This is a genomic window from Pantoea sp. CFSAN033090 (assembly GCF_001264395.1).
In the GTDB taxonomy this organism is placed as follows: domain Bacteria; phylum Pseudomonadota; class Gammaproteobacteria; order Enterobacterales; family Enterobacteriaceae; genus Pantoea; species Pantoea agglomerans.
The window spans coordinates 1-19391 of record NZ_LGYX01000005.1; the positions used below are offsets into that span (position 1 = coordinate 1).

Here is a 19391-nt window from a genome sequence, read left to right on the forward strand (position 1 = left end):
CCATCCCGGGGCTCAGCGCGGGCGATTACGCCCCTCCCTGAGGGCGCACCGTAGCCGGGCCAACGCTTTGCGTTGTTCAAAAACGCTCCCGGTGTTTTTAGTACGCACCTCATCCCTGAGGTGCGCCCGTAGCCGGACCAACGCGTTGCGTTGTTCAAAAACGCTCCCGGCGTTTTTAGTACGCACCTCATCCCTGAGGGGCGCCCGTAGCCGGGCCAACGCGTTGCGTTGTTCAAAAACGCTCCCGGCGTTTTTGTCCGGGGGGCGCAATGTTTTGCTACAGGCCTGTGCTCCCATCGCTTTCAATTTTGTGCGGTCTGTAAACACCAGAATGCGCTGCCAATCCTCAGCTGACCTTTTCTGCCACGCCGACCGGTTGATTCTCATCCTGATCAACCGCGAAGCAGGCAATCTCCTGTCCGCCATAGTTTTTCAGCTTCGGCTGCAACTGCACGCAGGTGCCAAAACGTCGGTGGCAGCGCGCATTAAAGGCGCAGCCCGGCGGTGGATTAAGCGGGCTGGGCAGCTCGCCGGTCAGCTTAATGCGCTCACGACGGTCGTCAGGATTCAGACGCGGCGTCGCTGACAGCAAAGCCTGAGTATAAGGATGGCGCGGGTTGGCAAAAATCGCCTCTTTGCTGCCCTTCTCAACGCACCGGCCGAGATACATCACCATCACCTCATCGGCAATATGTTCCACCACCGACAAATCGTGCGAGATAAAGACATACGAAAGCCCCATATCCTGCTGCAGATCCATCATCAGGTTAAGCACCTGGGCACGCACCGACACGTCGAGCGCCGAAACCGGCTCATCGGCAATCAGGACGTCCGGATCGAGCATCAGCCCACGTGCGATGGCGATACGCTGACGCTGCCCGCCTGAGAACATGTGCGGGTAGCGGTCGTAGTGCTCGGTTTTCAGGCCGACTTTTGCCATCATCTCCAGCGTCTTCTCGCGGCGTTCCGCGCGGGTCAGCTGGGTATTAATCACCAGCGGCTCTTCCAGAATCTGGCTTACTTTTTTGCGCGGATTGAGTGAGCCGTACGGGTTCTGGAACACGATCTGGATTTTCTGGCGACGCAGCTTCTGCGCCTGGGGATCATGTTTCAGCAGATCCTGACCGTGCCAGTAAAGCTGCCCTTCGGTCGGGGTTTCAATCATCGTCAGCAGGCGGCCCAGCGTGGATTTACCACAGCCTGACTCGCCTACCACCGCCAGCGTTTTGCCGCGTTCCAGATTAAAAGAGACGCCATCCAGCGCTTTGACCAGACGCTCCTGACCAAACAGCCCCTTCTTCACCGGGTAGTGCTTCTTCAGATCAATCGCCTGCAGCAGGAACTGATCTTTCGTGGTTTCATGACTCATAAGTTGGTCTCCCGGCATCGTCCAGCGGATAGTGACACTTGGACTGGCGTCCTGGAATGGTGCGCAGTTCAGGTTCTTCCTGACGACAAAGGTCAGTCGCATAGGGGCAGCGTGGATTAAGCAGACAGCCAATCGGGCGGTCATACTTGCCCGGTACCACGCCAGGCAGCGAGGCCAGGCGTGCTTTATCGGCCGCGAACTCCGGTAGCGCACGCAGCAGCGCCTGCGTATAAGGATGGCGCGGCGCCTTAAAGATATCGGTCGCTTTACCGCTTTCCACCACCTGACCGGCATACATCACGATAATGTGGTGCGCCGCTTCTGCCACTAACGCCAGATCGTGAGTAATCAGGATCAGCGCCATGTTCTCCTGCCGCTGCAACTCCAGCAGCAGTTCGATGATCTGCGCCTGAATGGTCACGTCGAGCGCCGTGGTCGGCTCATCGGCGATTAACAGCTTAGGCCGACAGGCGATCGCCATGGCAATCATCACACGCTGGCTCATGCCGCCCGACAGCTGGTGCGGATAGACATCGAGCCGTGACGCGGGATCGGGAATACCAACCTGATTCAGCAGGTCGATCGCCCGCTGACGCCGGGTGCGTTTATTGCCGCCCTGATGCACCTTGATCGCTTCCATGATCTGGAAACCTACGGTGTAGCAGGGATTCAGGCTGGTCATCGGGTCCTGAAAAATCATCGCCACTTCGGCGCCCACCAGCTGGCGGCGCTCACGTTCGGAGATGTTCTGCAGGTCGCGCTGGTTGAACTCCAGCTTCTCAGCCATCACCTTGCCGGGGAAATCGATTAGCCCCATGATCGCCAGGGAACTCACCGATTTACCGGAGCCGGACTCGCCCACGATACCCACGACCTGGCCCTGCTCAACCTGATAACTGATGCGGTCAACCGCGCGGAACGGTGCTTTATCGTCGCCGAAATGCACCGATAGTTTGTCTACATTTAATAACGCCATCTCGGTGCCTCTTTACTGCTTGAGTTTCGGGTCGAGTGCATCACGCAAACCATCGCCCATCAGGTTAAATGCCAGCACGGTAAGCAGAATGACCAATCCAGGGAAGGTCACTACCCACCAGGCACTTTGCGCATACTGCAGGACGTCGGAGAGCATCGAGCCCCACTCCGGCGTTGGAGGTTGCGCACCCATACCGAGAAAGCCCAACGCCGCCATATCGAGAATGGCGTTGGAGAAACCTAATGAAGCCTGCACGATCAGCGGTGCAAGGCAGTTAGGCAGAATATTCACAAACATCTGGCGCAGCATACCGGCGCCGGCCACGCCGGAGGCGGTCACATAGTCGCGGTTCACTTCCACCAGCACCGCCGCGCGGGTCAGACGGATATAGTGCGGCAGCGCCACAAAGGTCAGCGCGATAGAGGCGTTAACGATCGAAGGGCCAAAGATGGCGACCAGCACCAGCGCCAGCAGCAGACTGGGCAGCGCCAGCATGATATCGACGACACGCATGATGATGGCATCGACCACGCCGCCGAGATAACCGGCCAGCAGGCCAAATATCACGCCAAAAATCAGTGACAGCACCACCACCAGACAGCCCACCAGCAGCGACAGGCGCGCACCGTACATCAGACGCGACAGCACATCGCGGCCTACATCGTCGGTGCCCAGAATGTAGCTCCAGCTGCCGCCTTCCTGCCAGACCGGCGGATGCAGCAGCGCATCGCGGAACTGCTCAGCAGGGGCATGCGGGGCCAGCACATCGGCAAAAATGGCGCACAGCAACACAATGATGATGTAGACCAGGCCCACAACGGCGCCCTTGTTACGTTTAAAGTAGTGCCAGAATTCCTGAAACGGGGTCATCGGCTTGGGTGCAACGGTAACGCTGCCGGGATCAACAACAGACATGATGCCCCCTTATTTCTTATGACGTATGCGCGGGTTAACCACGCCATACAGCAGATCAACCAGCAGGTTGACCACAATAATCAGTACTGCTGTGAGCAGCACCCCGCCCTGCACTACCGGATAGTCACGGCGCTGCAACGCTTCAATCAGCCAGCGACCCAGGCCCGGCCACGAGAAGATGGTTTCGGTCAGAATCGCCCCGGCCAGCAAAGTGCCGACCTGCAGGCCGATCACCGTAACCACCGGCAGCATGGCGTTTCGCAGCGCATGCACTACGATCACGCGCATCCGCGTCAGGCCTTTGGCGCGCGCCGTACGGATGTAATCTTCACCCAGCACTTCGAGCATCGCCGATCGCGTCATTCGCACAATCACCGCCAGCGGAATGGTGCCGAGCACGATGGCAGGCAGAATCATGTGCATCACCGCATCGTGGAAGTCGCCCGGCTCACCCCAGAAGAAGGTATCGATCAGCATAAAGCCGGTCAGCGGCATGGTGTCATCCAGGAAGACGGTGTCGCCGACCCGCCCGGAAACCGGCGTCAGGTTGAGCTGTACCGAGACCAGCATGATCAGCATGATGCCCCACCAGAAGATCGGCATGGAGTAGCCGGTCAGTGAGATCCCCACGGCGGTGTGATCGAAAATCGACCCCCGCTTCACGGCGGCCATGACCCCAACCGGGATACCAATGGCCACGGCAAATATCATGGCGCAGATGCCGAGTTCCAGCGTCGCTTTGAAGCGCGGAACAAACTCATCCCAGACCGGGATGCGGCTCTTAAGTGAAATGCCCAGGTCACCATGTAATACGCCGTTAATGTAGTTCAGGTACTGTTTCCACAGAGGCTGATCCAGACCTAACAGCGCCATTAACTGTGCATGGCGTTCAGGAGAAATACCGCGTTCGCCCGCCATGATCAGTACCGGATCGCCGGGGATCATGTGAACAAATGCGAAGGTGAGTAATGTAATACCGATAAACGTTGGGATGACAAGGCCCAGACGTCGGAGTATGAACTGCAGCATAATCCGGGTTCTCTCTTGTCCGCGCGACCGTCGCCGCGAGGGTAGTTATTGCTTACATCTGACGATCGGGTAGGCCCGACCGCGACGCAGACAGGCTGCGCCTCTACCGTTTCCAGTAAAACAGGGAGATAAAGCCGGGGCGACGCGCAGCCGCCCCGGAAAAGGCGACAATTATTCTTTAATATCTACCTGAGCAAAGTAGTGTCCGCCCAGCGGATCGACTTTGTACCCGGAGACTTTCTTGCTGACCGGTTCGTATACCGTTGAGTGCGCGATCATCAGCGCCGGTACCTGGTCATGCATCACAACCTGTGCCTGCTTGTAGTACTCGATGCGCTTCGCCTGATCGGCGGTGGCACGAGCTGGCTGAATCTGATCCTCAAAGGATTTATCACACCAGCGCGAGTAGTTAGAGCCATCTTTTGCCGCTGAACAGCTGAACAGGGTGGCCAGGAAGTTATCCGGATCCCCATTGTCGCCGGTCCAGCCCATCATGACGGTCTGGTGCTCGCCTGCTTTGGCGCGCTTCAGATATTCGCCCCACTCGTAGGTGACGATTTTGGCTTTGACGCCAATCTTCGCCCAGTCGCTCTGGATCATCTCAGCCATGCGGCGCGCATTCGGGTTGTAAGGACGCTGAACCGGCATCGCCCACAGGTCGATTGAGAAACCATCTGCCATGCCCGCTTCTTTCAGCAGCGCTTTGGCTTTCTCAGGATCGTAGGCGTAGTCTTTCACGTCGTCGTTATAGCCCCACATCGTTGGTGGGATCAGGTTTTTAGCAGGCTGACCTGCACCCTGATAAACGGCTTCGATAATCGCCTTTTTGTTGACCGCCATGGTCAGTGCCTGACGCACTTTCAGGTTATCCAGCGGTTTTTTCTCAACGTTGTACGACAGATAGCCGACGTTCAGGCCAGCCTGCTCATACAGGTTGATGTTTTTGTCCTGCTTCATACGCGCGATGTCAGCCGGGTTTGGATAGGGCATGACCTGACATTCGCCCTTCTGCAGCTTGGCGTAACGCACTGAAGCATCCGGAGTAATGGAGAAGACTAAGCGATCGATTTTCGGCTTGGTGCCCCAGTAATCCGGGTTAGCTTTGTAAAGGATGCGCGAATCTTTCTGGTACTGCAGCAGCTGGAACGGACCGGTACCGACCGGATTCAGGTCGACGTTTTGCGGGGTGCCCGCTTTCAGCATGTTGTCAGCGTACTCTTTCGACAGAATCGAGGCGAAGTCCATGCCGAGGTCTGCAAGGAACGGCGATTCAGGACGCGTCAGCACAAAGCGCACGGTGTTCTCGTCCACTTTTTCAATTTTGCTGATCAGCTTCGGCATGTCCATGCCTTCGAAATATTCGTAGCTGCCGCCGGAGACGCCGTGATAGGCGTTGTTTTTATCCAGCTGGCGCTCAAAGGTGAACACCACATCATCCGCATTGAAGTCGCGCGTCGGTTTGAAATCTTTGGTGGTCTGCCACTTCACGCCTTTGCGCAGGTGGAAGGTGTAAGTTTTACCGTCTTCACTGACATCCCACTTCTCTGCCAGCGCAGCGTGCAGTTCGGTGGTGCCGATAGTGAACTCAACCAGTCGGTTGTAGATCTGACGTGAGCTGGCATCGTAGGTGGTGCCCGAAGTGAACAACTGCGGGTTAAAGCCTTCCGGAGAACCTTCAGAACAGTAAACCAGGGTTTTTGCCTGAACACCGGCGGCGACAGTCATAGCAATCAGGCTCAGACCGACCTTCAGCATCCCAGATTTAGCCAGGGAGTTGATCATGCTTTTGCTCCATTGTGATGTGATGTTGTGTGTATTGCCCGACCTCTGATTTTTTTATGCGGTTCAGGCGTACCACCGAACAGGTGGTTAAAGCACGCTACGTTTTTTTTGTTTTTTCTTATGCAGATGGTGCATTCAGAAAATTCCGTAACTGTGCGTTTATTGACGCATCAATTTGTCAACAGTTGCAAAGAACGTCAATACAACGGTTACTTATTTACACAGAGTGTGAGGGATAGCATGCAACGGTAATAAAAACCCTTTCGGCCTAAAAGCCATACAATGCACAGCGCTGCTGGTCTGATTTCCGTGCATTGTGCTGGATGGTTGTTCTATCGCTAGTGATTCTCACCGCTAAAAAACTTAAAACTTTTACCGGCAAATGTTGAATAACTGAACGATTCACCGTGCGTTATGACGTTCATCCAGCGGAATATGCTGGTAAAGAAGCATAAGAAATCAGCATGTTGCCGCTTTCGGTCATAAGAAGAATGTGTCGCGAATTATGATCGCATCTCTTATATGGCAAGGCCTGCCAGCGGGTAAGTGATGATAACAACGGCTGGTAAACGGAATGCGCGGTGGATGGGGTTTACTGGAACTTTCTGGAAGATAGCGAAGATGGCAAGCGGGAGTGGCGTTAAGATCGAGATTGCTTTGGGAACACGGGCAGATCGGAAAGGCGCTTAAACCATCCCTGGACGCTCAGCGGTATTAATGTGAATGCTTAGCGGTCAGATCGAGACTGCTTCGGGAACACGGTCAGATCGGAAAGGCGCTTAAACCATCCATGGACGCTCAGTGGTAATAATGTGAATGCTTAGCGGCCAGATCGAGACTGCTTCGGGAACACGGTCAGATCGGAAAGGCGCTTAAACCATCCCTGGACGCTCGTCCCACGCCGTCCATGGCGTGGGACGCTTTCCTCCTCTGCCCGTGTTCCCTTCGCCTTGAGATTGTTCATTGCTGTCAGCGTCACTCGGGTTTGGATCTGTCAGTTGTCTGAGATGCTTCTGTAAGTACCTGATGCGTCTGCCAGACGTATGCTCCCTGAAGCCCGCTCAACGGTAAATCCGTACCTTTCATCCTCTTTTCTTCAGACGAAAAAAAACCTGTCTTTTCAGACAGGTTTCTTAAATATGGTCGGCGAGAGAGGATTCGAACCTCCGACCCACTGGTCCCAAACCAGTTGCGCTACCAAGCTGCGCTACTCGCCGATGGGGGCGCATGTTACTGCTACCCCCGATCAGCGTCAACCGCTTTTTATGCTTTTGCCGCCAATCGCCTGGAAAGCACGCGGTTACCGGGAATCAGCCGCCTGCTTTACCCTTTTCGACCACTATTACAGCGGTTTAGCCTGACCATTACCCGGTGCCTGACACCAGTTGTTGGCCGGGTTAATGCCGCCATCTGGCGAGGTGTAACCCAGACAGCCCAGGATGGTATCGAACAACTCAACGTGGCGATGGGTCCGGCCCACGCGCTGCTGCGCCTGCAGGCGCTCAAAGTTGCTGCGGTTCTGACTGTCTTCCAGATACTTATCTGACGCCCAGACCATCATCGGCACACGGAACTGCTCAGGCGGAGCCATCTCACGCGGCGTGCCGTGCAGGTGCATATTCTCGCTAATCGACTCACCATGGTCGGCGGCATAGAAGACGATCGCCTTCTTATCACGCAGCTGATCCAGCACGCTATCCAGCATGCTATCGACATACAGCACCGAGTTGTCATAAGCGTTGATCAACTGCGCTTTGCTGCAGGTCTCATCCACGCCCATACACTCCGGCTGATATTTCGCGAAGCTGCGCGGATAACGCTGTGAATAGAGGTAGTGCGAACCTTTGGTGTGCAACACAATCAGATGCTTACCTTTCGGGAAACGATCCAATGACGCTTTCATCTCCGGCACCAGCAGCATGTCATCCACCGCTTTGCCCTGATTACGCTTCTCTGAACCGATCTGCTCACGGAAGGCAAAATTGTTGGCATTGATGTTGTCGTAGAACCAGACTTCGCTCTGCATCGCAAACAGCTCAGAGGTGAAGCCCAGCTCTTTCATCACCGCAAACACATTCTGCTCTTTCAGCGTACGGCCCGGATTATCCATGGTGCCGCCTTCGCGCACGAACATGCAGCGCAGTGACAACTTAGTCGCGGTATCACAGGACTCGCCCCGGAATGCCACCAGGTTCTTCTCTTTCGACAGCTTCGGCGTAGTGTCACGCTCATAGCCCAGCATCCCCATGTGATCCCAGCGCGTGGTTTCGCCAATCACAAACACCACATAGGTATCATCAAGCCCGGCAGGCGCGACGTAGGTAAACTTCTTCGCCGGATCCAGCAGTTCCTGGCTGTTCAGCGACTCATCCACACGGGTCCAGGCAAACAGGCCCACAGCCGCCAGCCAGTTCGAAGGAAGATAAGAGTGCGCCACCACACCGCCGTAACTCGGCAGATCGATGTTGGTGATCTCTTCGTTATGCTTCTGCAGCTTGTCGAAAAAACGAATCGGCAGCCAGACCAGTGCCACGCAGAGCAGCATGATTAGGGTAGGTTTCAGGCGCTGTCCCGGCGTACGCAGCTGTTCATTCAGCGTCATGCTCAGCTTATTGCGCCAGATCATCAGCAGTGGCAGCGCGCTGACCAGCACCATCCACAGGATGAAATGGTAACCAATCACCTCTCTGGAGAGATCGGTATCGGTCGTCATCACCGAAGCCACAATGCCGTAGCCAATCACCACGTTAAAAAACGCCATGTAATAGGCGGCGGCAACCGAAATCAGAACAATCAGCGTGGCCAGCACGCGATAAAACCACTTTCCTCCCAGCGACAGCAGACGCATCAGGAAGAAAGTCAGCACCACAATGGCCACTACCTCGGTGACGGCAGTCAGCCAGTTCGTAACCGTAGAGTGCCTGAGAAAACCGTCAAAACGACGATAGAAAATCGGCAAATTCAATAAGATACCGAGATAGAGCGCCAGCAAGAGCGATAACTTCTGCTGAGTCAGGGTTTTAATGTAATTCATGAAAAAAGGTGTTTCTCCGGTGTGAAGCGCTTGACCAAATCTTTTATGTGACTGCCGAAACGCGGCAGAGTTCGCTGAATAAGCGGACCGGACAAGATGAAGGAAAATTCTGAACGGATTTATAGGCTATAACGCGAGGTGGCTCAGTAAAACATGGTCGCGTTTGATAGACCAGAAAATAATCGTTGTCGACCTGATTAGCACATTTTTTGTACACAGCGGACAGGAACGGCCAGGTGGGCTGTCGCAGACAGCAGCAGGAGAGCGAAAATGAGAGAGGGAAAAAAGTGCGGGCCTGATAGTTTCAGGCCCGCAGCACGCTTAGCGAATAATGTTCAGCGTGACATCGATGTTGTTGCGGGTGGCGTTTGAGTAAGGACAAACGATGTGTGCCGCATCAACCAGCTTCTGCGCTTCTGCTTCATCCATCTCTGGCAGGTGAATGTTCAGGGTCGCTTCAATACCAAAACCATCAGGGATAGGGCCGATACCCACTTCACCTTCGATCCAGGCGTCTTTTGGCATGGTGATCTTGTCACGGCCCGCCACAAACTTCATCGCGCCCAGGAAGCAGGCAGAATAGCCCGCAGCAAACAGCTGCTCAGGGTTAGTCACTTCGCCGCCTGCACCGCCCATCTCTTTTGGCACGCCCAGTTTCACGTCCAGTACACCGTCAGAAGAGGTTGCACGACCATCACGACCACCGGTTGCTTTGGCTTTGGCGCGGTAAACCACTTGTTCTAAAGACATGACATTTCTCCGTTACGCTATTTAATCGCCCACTACTTATACAGCCGTAATCAGGCGGTGAGGTTTAACGGGTGCCGCGCACCCGTCAGCAATATTTATCGTGACTTATTCAGGTTATCTCGCAACCCATCCAGCTGTAATTTCAGCGCCAGCAAAGCGTCATCATCACAGGCTGTGGCACACTTGACCGCTTCAGGAATGGCTTCAGCCCTGGCCCGTAACGCCTGCCCGGCTTCGGTCAGCGTCACCGCAACCTGGCGTTCATCCTGACGGGTTCGCTGCCGGTTAATCAGGCCTGCACTTTCCAGTCGCTTCAGAAGTGGCGTTAATGTTGCCGAGTCTAAAAAAAGCTGCTCGCCAATCTCTGACACCGTGACATCATCTTTCTGCCACAACACCAGCATGACCAGATATTGAGGATAGGTGATGTCGAGCTGGCTCAGCAACTGACGATAGACTTTATTCATCGCCAGGTTGGCAGAATAAAGCGCAAAGCAGAGGTGCTGATCGACCAACAGTGGCATCGTTTTCACTTTTTTGTCATCTTGATCACAGTTCATGGTTAATAATATAGATAGCGCGCTAGATAATTGCAAGCAAACTTTTTGTCAGGGGGAAAGGCATGCAGGATTCACTGGAAGAACAGGCGCGTCGCTTCGCCACCGAGGCACATGCCAGTGCCGGTCAGCGCCGCAAATATACCGATGAGCCTTATATTGTTCATCCGGCAGCGGTGGTGGAACTGGTGCGCAGCGTCAGCCATGACGACGCGTTGTTAGCGGCGGCCTGGCTGCACGATACCGTGGAAGATACCGCAACCACACAGAGCGATATCGAAACGCACTTTGGTACGCGCGTGGCAAGCCTGGTAGAGATGCTGACCAACAGCGCACCCGCTGGGGCAAAAAATCGGACGGCCCGTAAACTGGCGCACTTCCGCCATACAGCCAGCGCCAGTCCTGAGGCACAAACCATCAAACTGGCTGACATCATCGATAACACCCGCGCGATTGTGCGTTTTGATCCCGACTTTGCGCGGGTCTACCTGGTTGAAAAGCAGATACAGATTGAGTTGCTGAAGCAGGGAGATGCGCAGTTATGGCAGCAGGCTTCAATGATTATTGAAAGCGGACTCGCACAGTTGCGGGAGCCGCCCTATAGCGTGCCGGAGAGCTGGTTTGCCAGACAGGCGGCTAAATACAGCGAATTACGCTAATAAAAAACCCGCCAGCGGCGGGTTCTTTTCGTGATATCAGTTTATTCAAGCAACTGCCGTCCCAGATAGGGATTGGCATGTAATAACTTCATCAATTTCTGCGCTGTCGCGGAAGGACGGGTACGCCGGGCTTCCCAGCTTTTCACGGAAGAAACGCTCACGCCCATTACTTTTGCAAACTCATCAACCTGCATGCCGGTCATTTCACGCAGACGCTGCGGCTCTGGCTGGGCGGGTTGCTGACGCTGAATAAGTAACTCGGCGGCGCGATCATCACGTGTCAAAACAATCTGCTCAAGGCTGCTGAGCAATTCAAACATCGGGTCTTTTAATTCCATAGAGAACTCCTTAAAAACTCGCTATGAAGCACGTGAAAGTAGAGAGGTACGAGCCTGAAGTCAGGACTCTGAAACCGGGCCTGTTTCAGGCTGGATCCCGCAAGGGTTTATTTTTGTTATGAGAGAAACCATTACGGGACACAGCCTGCGGTGCACTGCTTTAAAGATGTCAGGTCAATGCAACAAATGCCGGGAGACTAAGTATGGATAGAGACCTGACTATTTGCCGCGCAATTTATAATTATTTTTTTAACTATGGTTTGCCGGAAAAGTTCCAGCACCTCTAACCTGCTGAGGCAGTTGAGTTTTGTGCCTTCGGTGTGGGCAGAAAAATCAAATGGTGTTTGCTATTTATGTGGATGCCATCAAGCTTTTTGCTGGCATATTCTCATTTCTGTGAGGCAATACACCTCTTCAGGTAGTGAGTGCAAAATATACGCCAATGGTTTACTTCCTGAACACATATATTCACTGTTCTTATTAAATTAAGAATAGTCCTGGTTGGGGCCTGAGGCCTGGCGCGCGGCGGCTCACAGTGCAGAGCGGGTAAATCTTTTATTCTTAACGGCGCTCTGTCGCCAGATTAATCAACAGTCATCTTAACGAAACGGCTGGCGCCTCATGCCGGTGCAGTTACCCGGCAACTATCGACCTGATGCGCGGTAAAAGTGCAGCCCCGTGATAACGCACTGACGACAGGCCAAACCTATACCTGACCTCTGTAAGGAAAAGCGATGCGTGAAACAGATTTTAACGTCGGATACCCTTCTCATCGTGTACCGATGATGGGTCGTAATGCCGTCGCAACCTCTCAACCGCTGGCGGCGCAGGCGGGTTTACGGATGCTGCAACAGGGTGGAAACGCCGTGGATGCGGCTATCGCCACCGCCATCGCCTTAACCGTGCTGGAGCCAACCGGAAACGGCATCGGCAGCGATGCGTTTGCCATTGTCTGGGATGGCAGCGAGCTGCATGGGTTAAACGCCTCAGGCCGATCGCCAGCCGCGTGGCATCCCGAACGCTTTGCCGATTTTAGTGCGATGCCTGAAACCGGCTGGGAATCCGTCACTGTGCCAGGGGCCGTCTCGGCATGGGTCACACTGGCACAGCGCTTTGGCACCTTACCGCTGACCACCCTGGCACAACCGGCAATTGACTATGCGCGCCATGGTTTTCCGGTTTCACCGCTGATTGGTCAGCTGTGGCAGCGCGGCTATGACAAGCTGCGGGATCAACCTGGCTTTAGCGACTGCTTTGCGCCGCAGGGTCGTCCGCCGCGTGCTGGCGAGCTGTTCCGCAATCCGGCTCAGGCCCGCACCTTGCAGGAAATCGCTGAGACTCAGGGCGAAAGCTTTTACCGCGGCGCACTGGCGCAAAAGATGACAGCCTTCGCCCGTGAGCATGGCGCAGCCCTGACGCTGGAGGATTTGAAAAACCATCGTGCCGACTGGGTTACCCTGCTGTCGCGTCCGTTTGCCGGAGGATCGGTGCAGGAGCTGCCGCCGAATGGTCAGGGCATTGCGACCTTAATTGCACTTGGCATTCTGGAAGAGTGGGAAATCAACCGCTATGCACCGGATTCGCCGCAGTGGCTGCATCTCTCCATCGAGGCGATGAAACTGGCGCTGGTTGATCTGGACCGTTATGTCACCGATGAAGATCATCTCGAATTTCCGGCGGAACACCTGCTCAGCAATGATTATATCCGCCAGCGGGCAGCGTTAATTGATCCTGACAAGGCGGGAGATTTCCGCTTTGGATCACCGCAGCAGAGCGGCACAGTGTATGTCGCCGCCGGTGATGCCAGCGGCATGATGGTCTCATTCATTCAGTCTAACTACATGGGATTTGGCTCCGGCGTGGTGGTACCCGATACCGGCATCAGCCTGCAGAACCGGGGCGCGGGCTTTTCACTCGATCCAGACCATCCCAACGTCGTGGCGGGCGGTAAGCGGCCGTTTCATACCATCATTCCAGCCTTTGCGCGGGATCAGCAGGGCCAGCCGCTGATGGCGTTTGGCGTGATGGGCGGCCCGATGCAGGCGCAGGGACACCTCCAGCTGGCGCTGCGTATTATGCTGCACCAGCAGAATCCGCAGGCCGCGATTGATGCGCCGCGCTGGCGCGTGGTGCAGGGACGCGAGGTGGTATTTGAATCAACCCTCGATCGCAATACCCTGAGCACACTGCGCCGCATGGGTCACAACGTGGTACTGGAAGATCCCCTGAGTAATTACAATTTTGGTGGCGCGCAGGCGATAGTGCGCGATCCACAGGGCTTCTACATTGCGGCCAGTGAGAGTCGCAAAGATGGTCAGGCGGTGGTGTTTTAAGGTCGCGGCAGTGAGCGTCAGACTGCTCAGCCCCTCCTTCATCTCTGCGCGCTGAAGCCTGCGATGGCAGGGAATGCAGCACGCCCTGAGGCGCAGGCGGTCCCATTCTGTAACCGGCGTTTCAGAAAGCATCTGTTTCACAGGTGGTTTCACGTTGTGCCGTGGCTTGGGTTTGTTCTATTCTTTAGGCCATTCCTACCTGGACATCTGACAGTATCACCGACAGGAGTTGACCCTATGGCTTCAGGACTTACACGCCTTATGGCACGTGGCGGCATTATGCTCGCTGGCGCGCTGATCGTGCTGCAACTCACCGCATGCGGTGATAAAGAAGGCGAGCAGCGCAAAGCATTTATCGATTTTCTCCAGAACACTGTGATGCGCAGCGGCGAGCATCTGCCCAGCCTCAGCGAAAACCAGAAGCAGAGCTTTGGCAACTTCGCCAGCGATTACGCCATCATGTATGGGTTCTCGCAGCAGGCGAACAAAGCGGTTGAACAGGGTATGCGTCCGGTGGTGGATGAGCTTTCTGCTATTCGCGTTCCGCAGGATTATCTCAGCCGTCGTGATTCCCTGCGTCAGGCGACCAGCGCACTGGTGATCGTCACCCAGCAGATTGAAAGCGCCAAAATGCAGGCGGACAGCAGCAAGGCGACCCTGAAACAGCCGGATGACCTGAAAAAAGTCTACGACACCGCCTATAACAAAGTGGTGACGGTGCCCGCCAATCAGCTGATTCCTCTGCTGCCAAAACTCCAGGCGCTGAGTCAGGGTGCAGTGCAGACCGGCGATTTCCTGCAAACGCAGGGAACCCGTGTCAGCTTCAATGATGGCGGCGTGCAGTTCCCGACTCAGGATCAGGCTTCGCAATATAACGCGCTGATGAGCACTTTATCCGCCAATTCGCAGGCGCTTCCTCAGGCACAGGCTGCCGTCCAGGGTGGTCTGCAGTAAACCCGCTTTACGGGCAGGCGCTAATCGTCTGCCCGTCCCACTCTCTTTTCTCCTCCCACCCAATCACCCGCTGAATGAAGTGTGATCTGGCGCATTTTCGACCAAAAATAGTTTGTGATCTAAGTCACAGATATATAACAAATCAACGTCAAACAAGTGTGATTCACCTCACAGATAACCGGCCACCCCGTCTAAAAATCAGCCAACTGAGCCTGAGCTACGCCTTAAAGTGTGATCAAAATCACGCTAATCACCCCTGCCACCACCCTTAATCAGTGATGTAGATCACACTTACCCCGCACGCTACGCAGCGTCAAATTCGCGTGATAGAGTCCGCGTGCATACAGTAATACCACCGGCTTTGGGTCGGGGTGGCTAAACAAAAACAAGCGCGCTCTCCTATTGCAGCGCGTCTCAATAAGGGGTGGGTTTATGTCCTCATCAGTGAAGGTCAAAGTACAAAGCTTTGGTCGCTTTCTGAGTAATATGGTGATGCCAAACATCGGGGCGTTTATCGCCTGGGGTATCATCACCGCACTGTTTATTCCAACTGGCTGGATCCCTAACGAAACGCTGGCCAAACTGGTTGGCCCGATGATCACCTACCTGCTGCCACTGCTGATCGGTTTCACCGGTGGGCGCCTGGTGGGCGGCGATCGCGGCGGCGTGGTCGGTGCCATTACCACCATGGGTGTGATTGTCGGTGCTGATATGCCGATGTTCCTCGGTGCGATGATTGCCGGTCCGCTGGGCGGCTGGGCAATCAAGTCGTTTGACCGGGCGATTGACGGCAAAATCAAAAGCGGCTTCGAGATGCTGGTCAACAACTTCTCGGCCGGTATTATCGGGATGATACTGGCACTGCTGGCGTTCCTGGCGATCGGTCCGCTGGTAGAAGGTCTGTCACACATTCTCGCCGCGGGCGTGAATCTGATGGTGCAGAACAACCTGCTGCCACTGACCTCGATCTTCGTCGAACCCGCGAAAATCCTGTTCCTGAACAACGCCATTAACCACGGTATCTTCTCGCCGCTTGGTATCCAGCAGGCTAGTGAAGCCGGCAAATCCATTTTCTTCCTGATCGAAGCCAACCCGGGTCCGGGTATGGGCGTGCTGATGGCCTATATGTTCTTTGGTCGTGGCAGTGCTAAACAGTCTGCGGGCGGTGCGGCAATCATCCACTTCCTTGGCGGCATCCATGAGATCTACTTCCCGTATGTGCTGATGGCTCCTCGCCTGCTGCTGGCGGTTATCCTTGGCGGTATGACCGGCGTCTTCACGCTGACGGTGCTGAACGGTGGCCTGGTCTCTCCTGCCTCACCGGGTTCAATCCTGGCGGTGCTGGCAATGACGCCAAAAGGTGCTTACTTCGCGAACATCGCCGCTATCGCTGCCGCCTTCGCCGTCTCCTTCGTGGTGTCCGCTATCCTGCTGAAAACCAGCAAAGTCAAAGAAGATGACGATATCGAAGCCGCGACCCAGCGCATGCATGAGATGAAAGCGCAGTCTAAAGGCCAGAGCGGCGCGGGTGCGCCAGTCGCCAGTGATGCCATGAGCGTTGAACTGCATCACGTGCGTAAAATCATCGTCGCCTGTGATGCCGGTATGGGTTCCAGCGCGATGGGTGCAGGCGTACTGCGCAAGAAAGTGCAGGACGCCGGGCTGAGCAATGTATCGGTGACCAATACCGCGATCAACGCTCTGCCGGGTGATGTCGATCTGGTGATTACCCACCGTGACCTGACTGAACGCGCCATCCGCCAGGCTCCGCATGCGCAGCATATCTCGCTTAACAACTTCCTCGACAGCGCGCTCTACAGCACCCTGACCGAGCGTCTGGTGGCGGCTAACCGCAGCGACGTGCATCGTCAAACGGTGAATACCGCGCTCTCTGACAGCTACGATGAAGGTAACGCACACCTGTTTAAACTGGGAGCGGATAACGTCTTCCTCGGCCTGACCGCCAGTAACAAAGAGCAGGCGATCCGCTTTGCGGGTGAACAGCTGGTGAAAGGCGGTTACGTTGAGCCTGAATACGTTGAGGCGATGCTGGCGCGTGAAAAACTGACGCCGACCTATCTCGGTGAGTCGATTGCCGTGCCGCACGGTACGGTCGAAGCAAAAGATCGCGTGCTGAAAACCGGCGTGGTGTTCTGTCAGTATCCGGCAGGCGTCCTGTTCGGTGAAGAGCCGGAGGATGTGGCGCGCCTGGTGATTGGTATTGCTGCCCGTAACAACGAGCACATCCAGGTGATCACCAGCCTGACCAATGCGCTGGATGATGACAGCGTGATTGAGAAGCTGGCGAACACCACCAGCGTGCAGGAAGTGCTGGATCTGCTGTCAGGTAAGCCTGCAATCGCGTAATTTATAGCAATTATTTTCCCTGGGGCGGTCATGCCCGTCCCGATTTCCTGGGGCGGGTTTGCCCGCCCCATCGTCATTTGATATGGGTCAAAAATTATGAAAGCGTTACATTTCGGAGCAGGAAACATTGGTCGCGGCTTTATCGGCAAGTTACTGGCTGATGCAGGTATCGAACTGGTTTTTGCTGATGTGAATCAGACGGTGCTGGATGCACTGAACGCGCGTCATGAGTATCCCGTTCATGTAGTTGGCGAGCAGGCCAAAACAGAAACCGTTAAAGGCGTCAGCGCGGTAAACAGCACCAGCGATGAGATCATCACCCTGGTTTCTGAAGTCGATCTCGTTACCACCGCCGTGGGCCCGCAGATTCTGGAGCGTATTGCCGGCAGTGTGGCTAAAGGGCTGGCAAAACGCAGCGACAACGGCAATACCCGCCCGCTAAATATTATCGCCTGTGAGAATATGGTGCGCGGCACCAGCCAGCTGAAACAGCATGTGCTGAAGGCGCTGCCGGAGCAGTATCACGCCTGGCTTGAGCAGCATGTCGGCTTTGTGGATTCCGCTGTCGATCGCATCGTGCCACCGTCTGAAGCGGGCAGCACCGATCCGCTGGAAGTGACCGTTGAAACCTTCAGCGAATGGATCGTCGATAAAACTCAGTTTAAAGGCGACCTGCCTGCGATTCCGGGTATGGAACTGACCGATAACCTGATGGCATTTGTTGAGCGTAAACTCTTCACACTGAACACCGGTCACGCGATTACCGCCTATCTCGGCCAGCTGGCCGGTCACCAGACCATTCGTGACGCCATCCTCGATGAAAAAATCCGGGCCGTGGTGAAAGGGGCGATGGAAGAGAGCGGCGCGGTGCTGATTAAGCGTTACGGTTTTGAGGCGGATAAACATGCGGCCTACATCCAGAAAATTCTTGGCCGTTTTGAGAACCCTTATCTGAAAGATGATGTTGAGCGTGTGGGTCGTCAGCCGCTGCGTAAACTCAGCGCGGGCGATCGCCTGATCAAGCCGACGCTGGGCACGCTGGAGTATGGTTTACCGCACGCCAGCCTGGTGCAGGGCATTGCCGCCGCGATGCACTATCGCAGCGACCAGGACCCACAGGCGCAGGAGCTGGCCACGCTGCTGGCAGAAAAAGGCCCACAGGCGACGCTGGCTGAGGTTTCAGGTCTGGATGCTGACAGCGAAGTGGTGGCTTCGGTGGTGAGCGCCTGGCACGCTATGGCATAATGCGCGCGTGTTAGTGACGCAAGCCGGGCGCAGTTCGCCTGCGCCCAACGGCGGTATTGAACCCATGCAGGCAATAATGGAAGAGAAGCAGGCTTTTGAAAACCGGGTGCTTGAGCGCCTGAACGCCGGTCGTTCGGTGAGAAGCTTTCTGATCGCCGCCGTTGAGCTATTGGCTGAAGCCGTCAATCTGCTGGTGCTGCAGGTCTTCCGTAAAGATGACTACGCGGTGAAATATGCCGTAGAACCGCTGCTGCTGGGCGATGGTCCTTTGGGTGAACTCTCGGTTCGTCTGAAGCTGATTTACGGTCTTGGCGTTATCAGCCGCCACGAATATGAAGATGGTGAACTGCTGCTGGCGCTGCGCGAAGAGCTGAATCACGATAGCGGTGATTATCGTTTTACCGACGATGAGATCCTTGGCCCGTTTGGTGAACTGCACTGCGTCACCGCCTGGCCGCCCGCGCCGGTGTTTCACACCGAAGATGCAGAGCTGCGCAGCATGCAGCAGCAGCGCTATCTGCAGATGGTGCGATCCACCATGGTCCTGTCGCTAACCGAGCTGATCGCCCGCATCAGTATGAAGCAGGCGTTTAAAAAGTCCGGCAGCTAATCCTGTCAGGCGCCATCACGGCGCCTTTTTCGTCTTAACCTGAGCGGGAATATGCGCCAGATTTGGTGTATCCTTGGCCTGTTTTCCTCAACGAGTTGTTGTCATGAAAGAGCAAGAAAAGAACGAAATCAAACTTCTCAGCGATAAGCTGGACGCATTGAACCGCAAAGAGCCGCAGTTACTGGAATCGGGTGATGTCGAGAAACTGGGCGCGTTGCTGAAAGAGAAAGAAGCGCTGGTCATTGAGATTGAGCGTCTGCGCGGTCAGCGGGTAGAAAAACTCAGTGCCGAGGCGCAGAAGCTGCAAAAAATGGGCTTCAGCCGCGAAATTACCAAGAAAGAGCAGGCAAATCTGGGCGCGCTGAAGAAAAGCGTGCGCGGCCTGGTCGTGGTGCATCCAATGACCGCGCTGGGACGTGAGATGGGGCTGACAGCAATGACCGGCTTCGCCAAAACCGCATTCTGACGGGTCG

At 55.3% G+C, this 19391-nt stretch carries 16 protein-coding genes and 1 tRNA gene; 7 read left to right on the top strand and 10 right to left on the bottom strand.

Annotation, left to right across the window (positions count from 1 at the left end; genetic code table 11):
• Positions 1-346: 346 nt before the first annotated feature.
• From dppF to AFL22_RS05800, 9 genes are all read right to left on the bottom strand, one after another.
• The gene (dppF, locus tag AFL22_RS05760) at positions 347-1369 is read right to left on the bottom strand and encodes a dipeptide ABC transporter ATP-binding subunit DppF (protein WP_010671644.1); all 1023 of its coding nucleotides are present in this window, start codon (positions 1367-1369) and stop codon (positions 347-349) included.
• A complete protein-coding gene (dppD, locus tag AFL22_RS05765; protein ID WP_010257423.1) occupies positions 1359-2345 on the bottom strand; it encodes a dipeptide ABC transporter ATP-binding protein in 987 nt (328 codons plus the stop codon). The genes dppF and dppD overlap by 11 nt, the downstream gene beginning before the upstream one ends.
• A gap of 12 nt (positions 2346-2357) precedes the next feature.
• The gene (gene dppC, locus AFL22_RS05770) at positions 2358-3260 is read right to left on the bottom strand and encodes a dipeptide ABC transporter permease DppC (protein WP_052270945.1); all 903 of its coding nucleotides are present in this window, start codon (positions 3258-3260) and stop codon (positions 2358-2360) included.
• A gap of 9 nt (positions 3261-3269) precedes the next feature.
• On the bottom strand, positions 3270-4289 hold the full coding sequence (gene dppB, locus AFL22_RS05775) for a dipeptide ABC transporter permease DppB (protein ID WP_010257427.1): 1020 nt from the start codon (positions 4287-4289) through the stop codon (positions 3270-3272).
• Between the two features lie 171 nt (positions 4290-4460).
• Positions 4461-6071: a dipeptide ABC transporter periplasmic-binding protein DppA gene (gene dppA / locus AFL22_RS05780; RefSeq protein WP_010671642.1), complete on the bottom strand. Its 1611-nt coding sequence runs from the start codon at positions 6069-6071 to the stop codon at positions 4461-4463.
• 1140 nt (positions 6072-7211) lie between these two features.
• A tRNA-Pro gene (locus tag AFL22_RS05785) sits at positions 7212-7288 on the bottom strand.
• Between the two features lie 125 nt (positions 7289-7413).
• Complete coding sequence (gene eptB, locus AFL22_RS05790) at positions 7414-9105, bottom strand: kdo(2)-lipid A phosphoethanolamine 7''-transferase (RefSeq protein WP_052270946.1); 1692 nt, start codon at positions 9103-9105, stop codon at positions 7414-7416.
• 321 nt (positions 9106-9426) lie between these two features.
• Positions 9427-9855 carry an organic hydroperoxide resistance protein gene (locus tag AFL22_RS05795; protein ID WP_010257431.1) on the bottom strand — a complete coding sequence of 143 codons (429 nt, stop codon included), beginning with the start codon at positions 9853-9855 and terminating at the stop codon, positions 9427-9429.
• A gap of 95 nt (positions 9856-9950) precedes the next feature.
• A complete protein-coding gene (locus AFL22_RS05800) occupies positions 9951-10415 on the bottom strand; it encodes a MarR family transcriptional regulator (protein WP_010671641.1) in 465 nt (154 codons plus the stop codon).
• A 62-nt stretch (positions 10416-10477) separates the two neighbouring features.
• Between AFL22_RS05800 and AFL22_RS05805 the strand changes: the two genes are divergently transcribed.
• Positions 10478-11071 carry an HD domain-containing protein gene (locus AFL22_RS05805; RefSeq protein ID WP_010257434.1) on the top strand — a complete coding sequence of 198 codons (594 nt, stop codon included), beginning with the start codon at positions 10478-10480 and terminating at the stop codon, positions 11069-11071.
• A 41-nt stretch (positions 11072-11112) separates the two neighbouring features.
• On the opposite strand, the gene AFL22_RS05810 is transcribed toward AFL22_RS05805, so the two are convergent.
• Positions 11113-11409: an HTH-type transcriptional regulator gene (locus AFL22_RS05810; protein WP_010257438.1), complete on the bottom strand. Its 297-nt coding sequence runs from the start codon at positions 11407-11409 to the stop codon at positions 11113-11115.
• Positions 11410-12143: 734 nt separating this feature from the next.
• On the opposite strand from AFL22_RS05810, the gene AFL22_RS05815 reads away from it, so the two are divergent.
• The 6 genes from AFL22_RS05815 to AFL22_RS05840 all read left to right on the top strand — a co-directional run bounded on the left by AFL22_RS05815 (position 12144) and on the right by AFL22_RS05840 (position 19384).
• Complete coding sequence (locus AFL22_RS05815) at positions 12144-13742, top strand: gamma-glutamyltransferase family protein (RefSeq protein ID WP_010257440.1); 1599 nt, start codon at positions 12144-12146, stop codon at positions 13740-13742.
• Between the two features lie 237 nt (positions 13743-13979).
• A complete protein-coding gene (locus AFL22_RS05820; protein ID WP_010671639.1) occupies positions 13980-14696 on the top strand; it encodes a DUF3053 domain-containing protein in 717 nt (238 codons plus the stop codon).
• Positions 14697-15128: 432 nt separating this feature from the next.
• Positions 15129-17063, top strand: coding sequence for a PTS mannitol transporter subunit IICBA (locus tag AFL22_RS05825; RefSeq protein WP_010671638.1), 1935 nt, complete (start codon positions 15129-15131; stop codon positions 17061-17063).
• Between the two features lie 96 nt (positions 17064-17159).
• Positions 17160-18308, top strand: a complete 1149-nt coding sequence (gene mtlD, locus AFL22_RS05830; RefSeq protein ID WP_010257450.1) for a mannitol-1-phosphate 5-dehydrogenase — start codon at positions 17160-17162, stop codon at positions 18306-18308.
• Positions 18309-18372: 64 nt separating this feature from the next.
• Positions 18373-18918 (top strand): mannitol operon repressor MtlR, encoded by a 546-nt coding sequence (gene mtlR, locus AFL22_RS05835; RefSeq protein WP_171820345.1) that lies wholly within the window; start codon positions 18373-18375, stop codon positions 18916-18918.
• 103 nt (positions 18919-19021) lie between these two features.
• Positions 19022-19384: a YibL family ribosome-associated protein gene (locus AFL22_RS05840; protein ID WP_003848030.1), complete on the top strand. Its 363-nt coding sequence runs from the start codon at positions 19022-19024 to the stop codon at positions 19382-19384.
• Positions 19385-19391 lie beyond the last annotated feature (7 nt).